The sequence below is a fragment of the Candidatus Parakkermansia intestinigallinarum genome (assembly GCF_944389695.1).
Classification (GTDB): domain Bacteria; phylum Verrucomicrobiota; class Verrucomicrobiia; order Verrucomicrobiales; family Akkermansiaceae; genus Akkermansia; species Akkermansia intestinigallinarum.
The window spans coordinates 1-15,561 of the sequence record NZ_CALXNG010000023.1; the positions used below are offsets into that span (position 1 = coordinate 1).

The 15,561-nt window shown below is 60.9% G+C and carries 12 protein-coding genes; 7 read left to right on the plus strand and 5 right to left on the minus strand.

Features of this window, described 5'->3' with window-relative positions:
- Positions 1-215 precede the first annotated feature (215 nt).
- The 5 genes from AC6UAL_RS07185 to AC6UAL_RS07205 all read left to right on the plus strand — a co-directional run bounded on the left by AC6UAL_RS07185 (position 216) and on the right by AC6UAL_RS07205 (position 5,817).
- Positions 216-875: a SecDF P1 head subdomain-containing protein gene (locus tag AC6UAL_RS07185; RefSeq protein WP_500682697.1), complete on the plus strand. Its 660-nt coding sequence runs from the start codon at positions 216-218 to the stop codon at positions 873-875.
- A 140-nt stretch (positions 876-1,015) separates the two neighbouring features.
- Entirely contained in the window at positions 1,016-1,660 is a 645-nt protein-coding gene (plsY, locus tag AC6UAL_RS07190; protein WP_500682698.1) for a glycerol-3-phosphate 1-O-acyltransferase PlsY, read from the plus strand.
- Between the two features lie 4 nt (positions 1,661-1,664).
- Positions 1,665-2,681: an NAD(P)H-dependent glycerol-3-phosphate dehydrogenase gene (locus AC6UAL_RS07195; protein WP_500682699.1), complete on the plus strand. Its 1,017-nt coding sequence runs from the start codon at positions 1,665-1,667 to the stop codon at positions 2,679-2,681.
- Positions 2,682-2,734: 53 nt separating this feature from the next.
- The gene (locus AC6UAL_RS07200) at positions 2,735-3,313 is read left to right on the plus strand and encodes a sigma-70 family RNA polymerase sigma factor (RefSeq protein WP_500682700.1); all 579 of its coding nucleotides are present in this window, start codon (positions 2,735-2,737) and stop codon (positions 3,311-3,313) included.
- Positions 3,314-3,360: 47 nt separating this feature from the next.
- Positions 3,361-5,817, plus strand: coding sequence for a serine/threonine protein kinase (locus AC6UAL_RS07205; RefSeq protein WP_500682701.1), 2,457 nt, complete (start codon positions 3,361-3,363; stop codon positions 5,815-5,817).
- Between the two features lie 276 nt (positions 5,818-6,093).
- Here the strand turns inward: AC6UAL_RS07205 and AC6UAL_RS07210 are convergent, their stop codons facing one another.
- From AC6UAL_RS07210 to AC6UAL_RS07225, 4 genes are all read right to left on the minus strand, one after another.
- Positions 6,094-6,735, minus strand: coding sequence for a prepilin-type N-terminal cleavage/methylation domain-containing protein (locus tag AC6UAL_RS07210; protein ID WP_500682702.1), 642 nt, complete (start codon positions 6,733-6,735; stop codon positions 6,094-6,096).
- Between the two features lie 3 nt (positions 6,736-6,738).
- Positions 6,739-8,022, minus strand: a complete 1,284-nt coding sequence (locus AC6UAL_RS07215) for a type II secretion system F family protein (protein WP_500682703.1) — start codon at positions 8,020-8,022, stop codon at positions 6,739-6,741.
- Between the two features lie 80 nt (positions 8,023-8,102).
- Positions 8,103-9,770, minus strand: a complete 1,668-nt coding sequence (locus AC6UAL_RS07220) for a GspE/PulE family protein (protein ID WP_500682704.1) — start codon at positions 9,768-9,770, stop codon at positions 8,103-8,105.
- A gap of 42 nt (positions 9,771-9,812) precedes the next feature.
- Positions 9,813-11,435 carry a GspE/PulE family protein gene (locus AC6UAL_RS07225; RefSeq protein WP_500682705.1) on the minus strand — a complete coding sequence of 541 codons (1,623 nt, stop codon included), beginning with the start codon at positions 11,433-11,435 and terminating at the stop codon, positions 9,813-9,815.
- Between the two features lie 365 nt (positions 11,436-11,800).
- On the opposite strand from AC6UAL_RS07225, the gene AC6UAL_RS07230 reads away from it, so the two are divergent.
- Together AC6UAL_RS07230 and AC6UAL_RS07235 are read left to right on the plus strand one after the other, a co-directional pair.
- A complete protein-coding gene (locus AC6UAL_RS07230; protein ID WP_500682706.1) occupies positions 11,801-12,463 on the plus strand; it encodes a YlbF/YmcA family competence regulator in 663 nt (220 codons plus the stop codon).
- Positions 12,464-12,490: 27 nt separating this feature from the next.
- Positions 12,491-14,479 (plus strand): sulfatase-like hydrolase/transferase, encoded by a 1,989-nt coding sequence (locus tag AC6UAL_RS07235; protein WP_500682707.1) that lies wholly within the window; start codon positions 12,491-12,493, stop codon positions 14,477-14,479.
- A 35-nt stretch (positions 14,480-14,514) separates the two neighbouring features.
- On the opposite strand, the gene AC6UAL_RS07240 is transcribed toward AC6UAL_RS07235, so the two are convergent.
- Entirely contained in the window at positions 14,515-15,402 is an 888-nt protein-coding gene (locus AC6UAL_RS07240; protein ID WP_500682708.1) for a hypothetical protein, read from the minus strand.
- Positions 15,403-15,561: the final 159 nt, after the last annotated feature.

Here is a 15,561-nt window from a genome sequence, read left to right on the forward strand (position 1 = left end):
CGGCCGTTGCTTCTCTCACGGCACCCCGAGGGAGGGGCTACGCGCCCCTCCCTCGGACTCCCACCCGCGGCAAGCTGAGCTCGCAGGCTGTCTTTTTTGCGCGCTGCGCGCGCGTGTGCGCTTCGCGCAGTTTTTTTGTGCTGGCGCATGCAGCCGCACGCCCGTGTGCGTTTTGCTCTTGTTCTGTGTTTGTTTTTTTGCTAGTATGCTCGGGTATGAGTGCTGTTCGTTGTTTTTCCCGCTGTGTTTCGTTGCTGTTTGCCGCTGTGTCGGCTGTTGTTCCGATGTTTGCTTGGGCTGATGGGGAGATTGTTTCTTCGGAGTGTACGCAGGTTGAGGAGCCTGCCGTGCTGGAGTTTTTGATGGTGCATCCGGAGTCTGAGGCTTTGGTGAGGCTTCCGGCTGTTGCTGAGGCGATTGCTGCTGCGCCGGCCGGTTCTTGTGTCGCCGGGTCGTCGGTGAAGGGGGCGGATCTGGATGGTTATGTGATTGTGCCGCAGCGGCTTTTGGATGCGGAGGGGGAGGTTCTGCGCCGGGAGGATGGTGAGGTTGCGGTGGAGTATTGGGTGCTTGAGTCGCCGGCTTCGGCTCAACGGCGCGGGGTTTATGTGTCGGAGGCGCAGGTTGAGGGTGTTTCAAGGGAGTTTGCGCCGCCGAATGCGGTGTGTGTGCGTTTGAGTGCGGAGGGGTCGCGCCGTTTGGCTCTTTTGACGTCGGGGTTGCGCTTCGGGCATGATCGTGTGGCGGTGGTGTGCGGAGGGGTGGTGCTGATGGCTCCGGTTGTGCAGGTGCCTCTTTCGTCAAGGGATGTGGTGGTTACGGGCTTGTCAGAGGATGAGGCGGATTTGCTCTTGGATGTTTGGGAGGGGGAGTGAGGGGTGTTTGTGGGGGCTGTTGAGGTTTGCTTGGGCTGTTTCCGGCTGTCTTCTCGGGTGCTTTGCGTTGAGGGGTACGCTTTCGGGCTTTCGCAAAAAGAGGTTGCATTATGCCTGTTCTGTGGGTATAATGCTCCCGCATGCTGGAGTATGTTGTTTATCTCGTTGCCGCCTATTTGATCGGGTCGGTGCCGTTTGGTTATCTGGCCGGGCGGTTGAATGGGGTTGATCTTCGAGAGTTCGGTTCGCACAATATCGGGGCGACGAATGCGGTGCGCGTGCTGGGGAAGCGATGGGGGATTCCTGTTTTTGTTTGCGATTTTTTGAAGGGTTTGCTGCCGCTGCTTTGGGTGCGCTGCCGCTTCGGCGGTGATTTGGCTTCGTTTTCTCTTGAGCAGACGGGGGTGTTGCTGCTGGTGTTGTGTGCGCTTGTGCTGGGGCATACGTATACGTGTTTTTTGCGTTTCCGCGGGGGGAAGGGTGTGGCGACGTCGGCGGGTTGTCTTTTTGCTTTGTCGCCGGTGGTCGGGACGGTTGCGGTGGCGGCGTGGGTGCTTTGTATGGTGCTGACGCGCTATGTGTCGCTGTCGAGTATGGTGGCGGGCTTGGTGATGCTGGGGGCGGCTGTGTGGGAGTTTGCGGTGCGGCCTGAGCGGGTTTCTGCGTCGGGGTGGTTGCTGGTGGCGGTTCTGGCGTTGATTTTTGTGTTGGTGGTGTTTAAGCACCGCGCTAATATTGTCCGGCTTTGCCGGGGTACGGAGCCTAAGGCTTTTTCTAAGAAGTGATGTTATGAAGGATGGTCATTTTGCAAAGACGGCGGTGATTGGTGCAGGGGCTTGGGGTACGGCGCTGGCGTTGACGGCTGCCCGCAATGGGGGGCCGGTTGTGCTCTGGACGTACAAGGAGTCTGAGGCGGCTGTGATTCGTGAGACGCGTTTGAGTCTTTGCCCGGTGGAGGGGGCTGAGCGTTTGCCGGATTGTGTGACGGTGACGAGTGATTGGGCGGATGTGGCGGGGTCTGATTTGGTGATTGTGGTGGTGCCGAGTGTGGCGATGCGTTCGGTGGCGCAGAGTCTCAGTCAGGCGAATTTGGCGCCCGATGCGGTGGTGGTGAGTTGTACGAAGGGGATTGAGCGGGATTCGAATTTGCTGATGTCTCAGATTTTGTCTGAGTATTTGAGTTGCCCGGTGGGGGCGCTTTCGGGGCCGAATCATGCGGAGGATGTGGTGCTGGATTTGCCGACGCTGACGCTGGTGGGTTTCGAGGATATCGAGTTGGCGGCTGCGGTGCAGCGGCGCTTGAGTACGTTGTATTTCCGCGTTTATACGACGACGGATGTGGTGGGGATGCAGCTGGGCGGGGCGATTAAGAATGTGTTTGCTCTGGCTAGCGGTATTATTGCGGGGCTGGGTTTGGGTGATAATGCCCGGGCGGCTCTGGCAACGCGCGGTTTGGCGGAGATGACGCGCCTCGGTGTGGCTTATGGCGGGCGTATGGAGACGTTTATGGGGTTGTCGGGGATGGGTGATTTGGTGGTGACTTGTTATTCGGAGCATAGTCGCAATTTGTCGGCGGGGCGTTTGCTGGCTTCGGGGGTTCCCGGCAGTGAGTGTCAGGGGCGTATCGGTCAGGTGGTGGAGGGGATTCCGAATACGTTTTCGACGTGGCAGTTGGCGCGTAAGTTGAATGTGCGGACGCCGCTGACGGATGCGATGTATGAGATTCTTTATGAGGATAAGCCGGTGCTGGATGCTCTTCAGGAGTTGATGAATCGCGATTTGCGCGAGGAAAGTATGACGGACTGAGTGGATTTTGCGGTGGTTTTCGCGTTCTCTTCTGCGTTAGGAGGGGCACGGTGATGGGTTCTGAGTCAGAGAATTTGTGGCTTGCCGAGCAGTGGCAGTTGTATCGCGATCGCTTGCATAAGTTGTTTGCGGTGCGGATGCCGGAGGTTTTGCTGCGCCGTATGAGTGTGGATGATTTGCTGCAGGAGACGTATGTGGCTTGCGGCCGTCGTCTGGAGTTTTTGCGTGCGGAGCCCGAGGTGCCGATGTATTTGAAGTTGCGCAAGTTGGCGCTTCAGGTGCTGGCGGATCAGCAGCGCCGCCATCTGGGTGCGGGGAAGCGCGATGCGATGAAGGAGAGTGCGCTGCCCGAGTCTGATGATCGTACGATGGATGCTTGGGCGCAGTTTGTGGATACGATTTCGAGTCCGCGGACGCATATGGTGCGTTTGGAGCGTCAGGCGTTGATGCGCCGTGTGTTGGCTGAGTTGTCGCCTGCTGATCGCGAGATTTTGGAGTTGCGCCATTTTGAGGAGTTGGGCAATACGGAGTGTGCGCTGGTGCTGGGTATTGCTCCGAAGGCTGCGAGTATTCGCTATGTGCGTGCGTTGAAGCGTTTGCGCGATTTGTTGCAGGGGGCTTCGCTGTTTTGAGTTGAGGGTTTTGCGGCTGAGTTGTTACGGCTGGGTTGTTGCGGGCGATGGCTGAGTGTGATGACGAGGAGCTGCTGGCGGAGTTGGTGGATGTGTTTTTGCAGCGCGTCCGCGCGGGGGAGCGTTTGTCTGTTGAGGGGTTTGCGGAGGAGCATCCCGAGTGCCGTGAGGGTTTGCTGGAGTTGCTGCCGGCGTTGCTGGATATGGAGGGGCTGAGCCGCTCGACGCTGCCGGCGGCGGCGGTTGAGGTGTGTTTCCCAGAGCAGTTGGGTGATTATCGTTTGCTTGAGCGGATTGGTTCGGGGGGGATGGGGACGGTGTTTCGCGCGCTTCAGGTTTCTCTGAATCGCGAGGTGGCGGTGAAGGTGCTGTCGCCGTCTTGGAATGCGGAGTCGCGCCATTTGCTGGCTTTTGAGAATGAGTCGCGGGTGATTGCGGCGCTGCGCCATACGAATATTGTGGAGGTTTACGGTGCGGGTTGCGAGGGGGAGTACCGCTATTATGTGATGAGTTTGGTGCACGGGAAGGGGCTGTGCCCGGAGTTGCTGCAGCGGACGTTCCCGGGGCGCTCGTATGCTGAGGCGGTGGCGGAGGTGGGGCTTCAGGCGGCTGAGGGGCTGGCGTTTGCTCATGAGCACGGGGTGTTGCATCGCGATGTGAAGCCGGGGAATTTGCTGCTGGATGATCAGGGGGTGCTGCATGTGAGTGATTTCGGGCTGGCGACGGTGCTGAATGCGTCTGTGTCTGCTCCTTTGGTGACGCAGTGTCATGACGGGACGCTGCGCTATATGGCGCCGGAGCGTTTGCTGAAGGGGGAGAATTCGTTTGCTTGTGATCAGTATTCGCTGGGGTTGACGCTCTATGAGTTGCTGACGCGGCGTGCGGCGTTTCGGGAGGCGGAGCCTGGGCAGTTGATTCGCCGTATTTGTTCTCAGCCGATTGCGCCGCTGAGGGGTGAGGGGGAGCTGGGGGCTATTGTCAATAAGTGTGTGAGTTTTTTGCCGTCGGATCGCTATGGGTCGATGCGGGAGTTGGCTTGTGATTTGCGACGTTTTTTGCGGGGAGAGCCGGTTTCTGCGCGTCCGGCTTCGTGTTTGCGCCGCTATGGGATGTGGCTGCGCCGCCGCCCGGCTGTGGCGATTTGGAGTCATGCGGCGGGGTTGCTGGTGCTGCTTTTGCTGGTGAGTGTGAGTGTGGGGTTTTGGCGTGTGGCTCATGCGCTGGAGCAGGAGAATGCTCAGCGCGAGCTTGCGGAGAAGAATGCGCAGATTGCGGATGCGGCGATGCAGCGTATTTTCAGCAGTGTGCTGGCGTCTCCTGCGGCGGATTTGGATGAGGTGCATGTGACGAAGGAGGATGCCCGTTTGATTCAGGATTTGATGCCGTATTATGAGGAGATTGCGGCTCAGGATTCGGCGGAGGCGGATAGTAAGGTGGGACATGCTTGTTATGTGCTGGCGGTGATTTCGCTCCGGGTGCGGGATTTTGCGACGGCAGAGGCTTTTTTCCGCCGGGCGCTGCGTTTTCCTGAGTTGTCTCCGGAGCGCGAGGTGGGGGTGGTGAATGGGTTGGCGGCGGCTCTGCTGGCGCAGGGGGGGGAGGCTCGGCGTGCGGAGGTGCGCGCTTTGCTTGAGGGTTTGCTGGGGCGTTTGGAGGAGGCTGCGTCGCCGGATGTGCGGCTGGAGTTGGTGCGGAGTTTGCAGTTGTTGATGAATGCGGCTGTGCAGCTGCCGGGAGGGCAGGGGCAGGGGGGGCTGGCGGCGGCTCCGTCGCCGGGGGCTGAGGGTGGTTTGCGGCGTGCTATTTCGCGGGCTAAGGAGCGGGAGTTGCTGGCGCCTTATTTGCGCCGGGCGGCGGGTCTGCTGGCTTCGGTGCTGGAGTCTGCGCCTCACCGCGAGGATGCTTTGCTGTGCCGGGTGTCGCTGCTGGAGCGGACGCAGGATGAGGAGTTGCGCCGGCTGATTTCGCCGGACGGGAGTGGTCCGCTTGAGATTTTGGAGTCGCTGCTGGCGAAGCATCCGGATTCGGAGGCGGCACGGCGGGCGTTTGTGCGCTTGATGGTGCGGCCCGGTGCTGCGCTGTCTGCTGATGTGGCGGTGTTGCGGCGGGCGGATCGTTATGCTCAGGAGTTGTTGGCGGCTAATCCTGATGATGATCATGATTTGATGCTTTGTCTTGTTTGCCGGGAGCAGTTGATTCGCTTTTTGCTCAAGTCGGGGGATGTTGAGGGGGCGGCGCGGGAGCGTGAGTCGCTGCGCGGTGTGGTGCAGTTGATGACGAGCCGCGAGGATTTCCCGCAGGATTCGCGGCGCCAGTTGCTTGAGCTTGTGGATCAGATGGCGCGTCCGGATGCTTCGGTGGATGATCACCGGAGCCGCTTGGCGGAGATTATCAACCGCCATGATGAGCATATGCGCCGCTCGATGAGGCGGCGCTTCAATGAGGCGCGACGCTCTCGCATTTGGGGGGATCGCTCTGAGTCGGTGCCGCAGGCCGGGCACTGAGGGTCGTTTTTAGCGCCTGCGGACGGGTGCCGCGGGGCGTCGGCCGTGTGGCGAGTCGGCGGGCTGTGTGAATGCTGTGTGCAGCCGTGAGTAGGCCGTGTGAGGCTGTTGCAGGCTGTTGCGGGCTGTTGCGGGCTTGCGGGCTTGCGGGCTTGCGGGCTTGCGGGCTTGCGGGCTTGCGGGCTTGCGGGCGCTGTTGTACACAAAAAGGCGGCGCCGCTTTCTCCTCGGTGGGGAGCTGCGGCGCCGCGGGGGCTTCAGAGGGGTGTGGGCTGTTTATTTGCCGTATTCGACGTTGCTGATGTTGTCTTCGTTTTCGCCTTTGTCGTCGAGCCCGTTGCCGAGGCCGTCGGGGCCTTGCGAGAAGATGTCGAAGTCGGCGTTGTTGCCTGAGCCGTATTTTTTATCGCTGCCTTTGCGCTGGAAGCCGAGGCGGTAGCGATACGGGTTGCCCCAGGGGTCGATGATGACGTAGCGCGCCATCTTTTTACCCTTTTGTTTCTTGCCCAGTCCTGTCAGTTTGCTCTGCGATTTCATCACGGGGATGCCGTCGCTGACGGATTCATCACCGGGGTCGATGATGACGAGCGAGGGGCAGTATTTGGTCCGGCGTGCGCCTTTTCGCACTTCGTCGGGGATGCCGTCTTCGTCATAGTCTCCCGAGGTCATGCAGTAGAGGGCATGGGCACTCATGAGGTCGCCGCTGCCGTCTTCGAGTTTGTAGCCTTCGCTCTCGTATTTGGTGAGGGCGGTGCTGAGCATTTCGATGTCGGTTTTGGCTTTGGTGTTGTCGCCTTTTTTGGCAAAGACGTCGGTGAGTACCAAGACGGCGCCGGCCAGCAGTGCCATGATGGTGATGACGACGAGCAGTTCGATCAGGGTGAACCCTCGGCGCTGTGTGTGCATCCCTGCCTTCATGGTTCAGACGTTTTTGATGATTTCCATCATGGGCATGAACATGGCCATGACGATGCCGCCGACGATGACGGCGAGGAAGACGATCATGAGCGGTTCGAGCATGGCTGTCAGTGCGGTGACGGCGTTGTCGACTTCTTCGTCGTAGACTTCAGCTACTTTGATGAGCATTTCGGGCAGGCGGCCGGTTTCTTCACCGACGTCGACCATGGAGATCATCATGGGCGGGAAGACGTTGCAGGCGCTCAGCGGGGTGACGATGGATTCGCCTTCGCGCACGGCGTCGTGCACTTTCATGACGGCGTCTGAGACGATCATGTTGCCGGCGGTGTCACGGGTGATGATGAGGGCTTGCAGAATCGGTACGCCGGAGGCAACAAGGGTGCCGAAGGTGCGCGAGAAGCGCGCGACGGAGCTGACGCGGGTGAGTTGCCCGAGTTTCGGCAGTTTGAGCAGCATGGCGTCGACGGATCGCGCGCCTTTCGGGGTGCGCTTCCAAGCGACGAGGGCTGCGACGATGCCGAAGATGATCAGCAGGCCGACGAAGGCGTTCGGGATGGTCGGGATGACGGAGTCTGCCATGCAGTTGTCGGAGAAGTTGAAGACGAACTCCGAGATAGCGGGCAGTTCCATGTTCTGGCTGGCAAAGGTTTCCTTGAACTTCGGCACGATGGAGAGCATCAGGAAGATGAGGATGCCCACGGCGATGACCAGGATGACCAGCGGGTAGATCATGGCCGAGACGACTTTGCTGCGCAGTTTGTTCGCTTTTTCATGGTATTCGGCCAGTCGCTTGAGGACGACTTCGAGCACACCGCCGATTTCACCGGCTTTGACCATGTTGACGAAGAGTTTGTTGAAGAGTTTGGGGTAGGCCGCCAGCGCTTCGGAGAAGGTGGAGCCGCCCTGTACGGAGTCGCTCAGCGCGGTGATGGTGGCGCGCAGGTTGGGGTTGGGCTCTTGCTTCGCCAAGACGTTGAGGCTTTGCAGCAGCGGCAGGCCGGCGTCGATCAGGGTGGCCAGCTGGCGCGTGAAGACCATGAGTTCTTTGGAGCTGACGGCAGCGCCGGCTTTGCCGCGTCCGGCTTTTTGTTTTTTGCCTTTGGCGTCTTTTTTCGGTTTCGCTTTGGCGGCGGTCGGCTTGGCTCCTTTGCCGGCTTCGACGCATTCGCGCAGAAGCAGGCCTTGTGCTCGCACCATCTCCATGGCAGCGATTTTGCTGTCAGCAGCGACGATGCCTGTTTTCTCTACGCCGTTTTGGTCAAGCGCAGTGTATTTGAAATTCGGCATATGACTCGAGTAAGTTAAGTGGAAAGATGTGTATGGATGACTCTCTGAGAATAGCAGATGAGGCTCGTCTCGTCAAGCTCTTAGGTGTATTTGAGGACTTCTTCGATGGTGGTGTTGCCTTCAAAGATGTTCTGGATGCCGTCTTCGCGCAGGGTGGTCATGCCCAGTTCGATGGCTTTTTGCCGCAGGACGATGGAGGGTACGTTCTGGGTGATGAGTTCTTTGATGGGGTCTGAGGCGTGCAGGAGTTCGTGGATGCCTTTGCGCCCTTTGTAGCCGGTGTTGGCACATTTGTCGCAGCGAGCGCCCGTGAAGAATTGCTGCCGCCCGATGAGGCTCGGGTCGATTCCCAGCTGGTTGAGCAGGCTGTGGGAGGGTGAGTACGGGGTCTTGCAGTACGGGCAGATGGTGCGCACGAGTCGCTGTGCGAGTACGCCCAGCAGGGTGGCTGAGAGCAGGAAGGGCTGTACGCCCATGTCGACGAATCGCGTGACGGCGCCGGCGGAGTCGTTGGTGTGCAGGGTCGAGAGGACCAAGTGACCGGTCAGGGCGGCTTGGATGGCGATCTGGGCGGTGTCCTGGTCTCGAATTTCGCCGACGAGGATGCGGTCGGGGTCTTGACGCAGGAAGGCTCTCAGGACGCGCGGGAAGGTGACGCCGATGGCTTCGTTGATGGGAACTTGGACGATGCCGTCGATGTCGTATTCCACCGGGTCTTCGGCCGTGAGCATTTTGGAGTCTTCGGTGTTGACTTCTCGCAGTGCGGCGTAGAGGGTGGTGGTTTTGCCGGAGCCGGTGGGGCCGGTGACGACGAAGATGCCGTTGGGTTTGTTGACGGTGTCGAGTATGTAGTTGTGGATCTTCGGCGAGAGGTTGAGGTTGTTGAGGTCGAGGCTGACGCTGTTGCGGTCGAGCACGCGGATAACGACGGATTCGCCGTATTGGGTGGGCAGGGAGTTGACGCGCATGTCGACTCCGTTTTCGCCGATTTTCATCATGATGCGGCCGTCTTGCGGGACGCGCCGCTCGGCGATGTTCATGCCGGCCATGACTTTGACGCGCGAGATGACGGGGTTGGCCAGATGGACGGGCGGGGGGGCCATTTCGTAGAGGGAGCCGTCGACGCGGTAGCGGATCTTGAACTCTTTTTCAAAGGGTTCGAGGTGGATGTCGGAGGCTTTTTCTTTGATGGCCTGGGTGATGACGAGGTTGACGAATTTGATGATGGGGGCAGCGTTGGCTTCGTCCGTGCCGTCGAGGCTGCCGACGCTCATGCTGTTAAGTTCGTTGAGCAGGTCGCCCATGGCGGCTTCCGCCCCGCCGTAGAATTCCGTGATGCGGGCGCGTACTTCGTAGTCGGCAGCGACGTAGAGGTAGATGTCGTACCCGGTGGCGGCGCGCAGGTCGTCGACGGTTTGCGGGTTGAGGGGGTCTTCGAGGCAGACGTAGAGCCCTTCGCCGCTGCGGTATTCGATGGGGAAGGCGCCGTGCATGCGTGCCTGCGCCGGGGTGAGTTTGGCAATGACGTCTTCGGGCGGTGCAAAGTCGGCCAGTGAGATGTACTGGGCGCCGACTTCGGTGGCGATGATGTTCCAGAAGTCTTCCGGTGAGCTGATGACGCCGAAGTCGATGAGGGTCTCCCAGAGCTCTTTGCCGCTGTTGGCCATTTCTTCTTTGACATCCTTGGATACCGAGGTATCCATCATGCCGTTGTTGATGAAAACATCAAGTGCAACGTCTGTGTCCATATGTGTGATATCTGTGTGTGCGGTTGTCGGAGCGGGTGGGGCTTAGCTGGCGTCGCCGGTGGTGACGCGCATGACTTCTTCGGCGGAGGTGATGCCGGCCATGACTTTGCGGATGCCGTCTTCGCGCAGGGTGCGCATGCCGAGCTCGCGGGCGCGTTTGCGAAGTTGGGCCGAGGTGAGGTTGGAGTTGATGAGTTCTCGCACGTCGTCGCTGACTTGGAAGATTTCGAAGATGCCGAGACGCCCTCTCATGCCTTTGCCGCGGCATTTTTCGCAGCCGCCCGGTCGCGGGACTTTGACGAGGCGGTTGATGTCGATGCCGAGGACTTCGGCTTCTTTCGGCGTGACGTGGCCGTCGATTTTGCAGTCGCAGAGGCGTCGGCAGAGGCGCTGGGCCATGATGGCTCGCACGGCCGAGGCGATGAGGAAGCGGTCGACGCCCATGTCGGCCAGTCGCGCGACGGAGGAGGGGGCGTCGTTGGTGTGCAGGGTGGAGAGGACGAGGTGACCCGTCATGGCTGCCTGAATGGCGATGCCCGCTGTTTCGCCGTCTCGAATTTCGCCGATCATGATGATGTTGGGAGCCTGGCGGAGCATGGCTCGCAGGGCCGCGGCGAAGGTCATGCCGATTTCGGAGCGGATCATGACTTGGTTGATGCCGGCAAACTCGTATTCGACGGGGTCTTCCGCCGTGATGATTTTTTTGTCGGGGCGGTTGAGGTGGTTGAGGCAGGCGTAGAGGGTGGTGGTTTTGCCGGAGCCGGTGGGGCCGGTGACGAGGATGACGCCGTCGGGCAGGGTGACGAGGCGGTCGAAGGTGGCTTCGTCGTCGGAGAGGAAGCCGAGTTGCGGCAGGCCGAGAGCCAGGGCGGATTTGTCGAGAATTCGCATGACGACGGATTCGCCGTGGTTGGAGGGGACGGTGCTGACACGCAGGTCGATGTGCACGCCGTCGCGCAGGTCGAGCTCGATGCGGCCGTCTTGCGGGACGCGCTTTTCGGCGATGCTCATGGTGGAGCTCATGACTTTGAGTCGCGCCACGATGGGGCCGAGCAGTTTCTTGGGGTGGTTGGCCGCTTCGATGAGGCGTCCGTCGACGCGGTAGCGGATGCGCACGCGGTCTTCCATCGGTTCGATGTGAATATCCGAGGCCCGCATGTTGTGCGCTTCGTTGAACATGTTGTCGATCAGCTCGATGATCGGGGCTTCGCTGTCACCCTTGGCAAACTTTTTCTCTTCGGGGTAATATTTGTCGAGCGCTTTCTTCAGCCCGGCTTCCGAGACGACGAAGAAGTCGATGTCCCGCCCGAGGAATTGGGGCAGGCTGTCGATGTTCTCCATGTTGAAGGGGTCGGCGATGGCAACCTGCAGGTAGTAGCCGTCATCGCCGATGGGGATGAAGCCGACGCGCCGGGCGAGGGCGCCTTTGACTTTCTCGATGATGTCGGGGCTGATGTCGATGCCTGTCAGGTCGACGTATTCCATTCCCGACCTTGCGGCGGCTACTTGGGCGATGTATTCGCCCGAGAGGTAATTGTTGTTGATGAGGAAGTCGATAACGCTGTCGATGGGAGAGATTTGCTGACGCGCTGAGTCAATCGTGGCATCGTCGATGGCTCCGGCTTCTTTGAGCAACTCAAGCAGATAATTTTCGTTCGAATACACGGGTTTGATCGATAGGTGAAGTTATACGCGACGCAAACGGGCTCGCGTCATTTCATTACTCTACACGAAGCCTTGTGTCGCGTCAATAAAACATCTCTAAAAACAGCAAATTTCTTCGCGTTTCGTTTCCCGATGAGCTTCAGGGCGGGGGAGGAGGGTTGTCCGCTGGCTTTTCGGGGGCGGCGGAAGCGGTGTTCGACGCAGAGAACGGATGCTTGGGGTGGCGTCCGTCTGTGTTCCGGGCCGGTCCTTCGGTGCGGTTGATGTTGACGCCGTGCGCGCAAGCTGCGGCGGTGACAAAGCCGGGGGGATGACAAAGGTATGGGTTGCCTGTGCGCGGCGTGTGTGGTAGAATCGCGCCCGTTATGGCTAATACTTCACTTACGCCGGAGCTGGCCGAGCTGGCCGGCGCTCTCGCCAACGCTTTTGCTCAGTGCCAGAAGGTTGTCTCCGCGAAGGCTCGTATCGGTTTGTTTTATCAGAACCCCGGGGCGACGGATCTTTTCCGCAAGGTCAATGAGTACGGCGAGCAACTCCGCAACAAACACATGGAGGGGATGCCCCCTTCGGAGGCCGAGATTGCAAAGTTTGATGAGTTGCGTCAGGCCGTGGTGGACAACGAATTTTGCAAGGGCTTTTTGGAGGCTCGCCAGCTGCTGGATGATATGCTCGGCACGGTCAATCAGTACCTGTGTCTGGCTATCGACAAGGGCTGTGCGCCGAGTGATGAGGAGGTGGCCGCAGCGATGCAGCAGCAGATGAGCGCCTGCTGCGGCGGCGGTTGCCACGGGCACTGCGAGGATTGCGACAGCGATTGTGAGCAGCGCAAGGAGTCGGGTGAAGGCCACGAGTGCTGCGGCGGCCACGGTGAGGGTCATGAGTGCTGCGGCGGCCACGGTGAGGGCCACGAGTGCTGCGGTGGCCACGGTGAGGGCCATGAGTGCTGCGGCGGCCACGGTGAGGGTCATGAGTGCTGCGGCGGCCACGGCGAAGGTCACGAGTGCCGCTGCCGGAATCATCAGGACTGACAATTTCTCTTCCGCGAGGTGAAAGCCATGAGAGAATTTGGGGCGCTGCTCAGAAATCGCTGCTCTTTTGCCGCGGTGCTGGTGGTTTTCACCCTTCTGCACGTCGTCGTCGGCTTGCTGCTCTGGGAACTTCCCTTTGCCTTTGAGGTCGGGCGGTGGTTCTGGATAGCTCCGGCGGCGGCTGTGCTGACTGCCCTTTCGGCCCTGCTGCTGCGCGGGCGCTACATGCCGCCGCAGGGGTTCCTGTGGCGCCTTTTGCTCATCACCTTGGTGTTCAACTTGGTGGGCAACCCGATGTTCTGCGCGTCGCCTCTTGCCCCCGGCGTGGCGCTGCTGATGGGGATGGGGGCGATCTGCCTGTTGTGGGCGCTGCTCGGGCGCCTGAGTGCGGTGTTCTGGGTGCCGTTCGTCTTTGTTGAGATGGCGCAGATTGTCGCCTTCTTTCAGTACGGCACGCGCTTCAATTCTCTTGTGTTGGCGGAGTCCTTGGAGGCGTCACCGGAGGAAATCATGGCCTATGTGAATCCGGTCAACGTCATTCTGGCCTGTCTCGCGCTCGCCCTTGTGGTTGTGCTCGTGCGGTGGCTCTGCCGCACGATGCGCGGGCAGAGCCGCCTCAGCCTGCTGTGCTTTGGCACTCTTTCCTGCACGCTGGCGCAGCTTTGCGAGGTCGCGCTGCCTCCCCACCATCAGAGTGCCGAGCAACACCTGTGGCCTTTCTGCGAGGTGGTCTATCTCTGCGACTCGTACCAAGAGGCCATCGAGCACAACATCGCCGTGGTGTCGCTGGCTGAGGGGCTCACCTCTCCTGCGGACGAGCCGTCGAGCTGCGAGTTCGTGCATCCGGATTCGGGCATTGTCTTCGTGCTTCACATCGGGGAGAGCGTTCGGGCCGATGCCATGAGCATCAACGGCTACGGCCGCGATACAACGCCGTGGCTGCGCCGCCAGCCGCGCGTGATCAATTTCCCGGACTGCATTTCCTGTGTCGCCGATACCTGTCAGGCGCAGATTGTGCTGCTGACGGACGCTCGCCGCGGTATTCACGATGCGACGCCGGGAATGCAGCCGACGACGGGCTCGGTGCTCGATTTGCTGCACAAGCACGGCTTTGAGGTTTTCTCTTTCTTCGGGCAGCGCTGCGGTCAGCAGCTGAAGTACGATCGCGTGGTGCGCATCCTGACGCGCATCTCGACGGAGCGTTTCAACGCACCGGGTTCTCCGTGGGAGGCGGTGCCCCAGATCAAGAGGGTGCTGGATGAGCATCCGGGCGAGAATCTGGCCTTTTTTGTCAACAATGAAGGCAGCCACACGCCCTTCAGCCACTTTGACCACGACAACCCGCCCTTTGCCCCGGCCAACGCCGACTTTCAGAATCCCGAGGCTCACGCCGACGAGATTCGCAACGCCTACGACAGCACGATTCACTACACGGATGAGTACTGGCGGCGCGTTTGTGAGTTGCTCAAGGGGCGCCCCTTTGTGTATCTGTACGTGAGTGATCACGGCGAGTATCTGGGGCAGGACGGTATTTGGGGCCGCGGCGGTTTGGGAAACAGTAAGATGAGCTACCTCAAGACGACGGGCTGCCGCGTGGGGATGTTCGTGATCACCTCGCCCGAGCTGGAGGCGCTTCACCCGCATTTTGCCGAGGCAATCCGGCAGTTGCAGTCCCACACGCAGATGACGGTGGCTCAGGAGCACGTTTTCCATACCATCCTCGGGCTTTTCGGTATTGAGACGAAGTTTTACAACCCCGAGCTCGATCTCTGCAACCCGCAGGTTCGCCCCTATGAGGGTGAGAAGCCCGATGTGCCCGCTCCCGGGCTCAAGGCTCCCGCTGAGCAGCCCGCCGAGCCTGCAGCGGGCGCGAGCGATGCTCTCCCTGAGCCCGAGGCAGGTGCTGCCCCGGCTGCGGAGGGGGATGTGCCCGCAGCGGATGCCGCAGACGTCGCCGAGTCGAGCCCTGCGCCCGCCGAGCCGAGCCCTGCCGAGTCGACCGCTGCGGCGAGCTGAGACGGGGGCGTTGGCGTGCCGCCGGGCCGCGACTTTCAGTCGGCGAGGCTGAGCCTGCGCAGTCCCTCGTCGACTTGTCGCGTGCGGAGGGGGCGGAAGGCGAGCTTCGGCGCCGGGTAACCGCGCATTTTGGTGCTGAAGTTGTAGCGGATGCGGTTCATGAGCCTCTCCGTCCAGAAGGGGGCGTAGGCTGTGAGGCGCTCGGGGGCGAGGGTGCAGACGGTGATGAGCAGCAGGCGAGCCACCATTTCTTCGAGCAGCGTGTGGTCGTCGGGATCCAAGCTCGCCCAGTCGGCCGGCAGGGGCAGCAGCTGCAAACGCCCGCAGGGTTGAAGGCGGCCGCCGCGCCTCAGACAGGCTTCGGGAGCTTCGCCCGGCGGCAGGTACAGCGTGAGGCTTCCCTCCGTTTCATCCGCCAGAGCCATGGCGCGACTGATGCGCCTGACGGGGCAGCCGAAGCGGCCGCGCAGGTGCGCCGCGAGTCGCGAGGGGGTGAGATCCGAGGGCAGGGATAGGGTGATGGCGGAGAGCCTGCGACCTTCGCAGAGCTCATCGAGCAGATCGTCGAGGCTCTGCGCGTGCAGCAGCGCAAAACGCGCTTCCTCGCGTCGCTTCACTTGCCCGCAGCAGTCGAGCAGTTCGAGTTGCCCCGTGCAGAGATTGCCCGTGCGCTCGGCTTTGAAGAGAGCGGCGATGCGGCTCTCGGCCTTGAAGCGGTAGAGCTCCGCCGGACGCCCGCGCCCGGCGCCGGCCTCGCCCCGCAACTCGGCTTCTCCGCTCGCGCAGAGCTGTTGCACGGCGCGCCCCACGCTGACGGCGCTCAGACCCGTGGCCGCCGCCAGCTGCGGGCGCGTCGCCTCGCCGCGCTCGCGCAGGGCGGCGCGCACTTTGCCGATGCTGTTTCTGCCGATGCTGTCAGACACGGAGATGAGGCGGAAGAGGGATGATTTTTTTAAGGAGGTTAAGAAATTATAGCATGAGATCGCCGCGCGGCAAGCGTAAAAACAAACGATTTATGATGAAGGCGCAAGAATAAAAAGAGCGCTGCAGCGGGGCGCCGCGCTGCAGCGGCGCGATGGGTT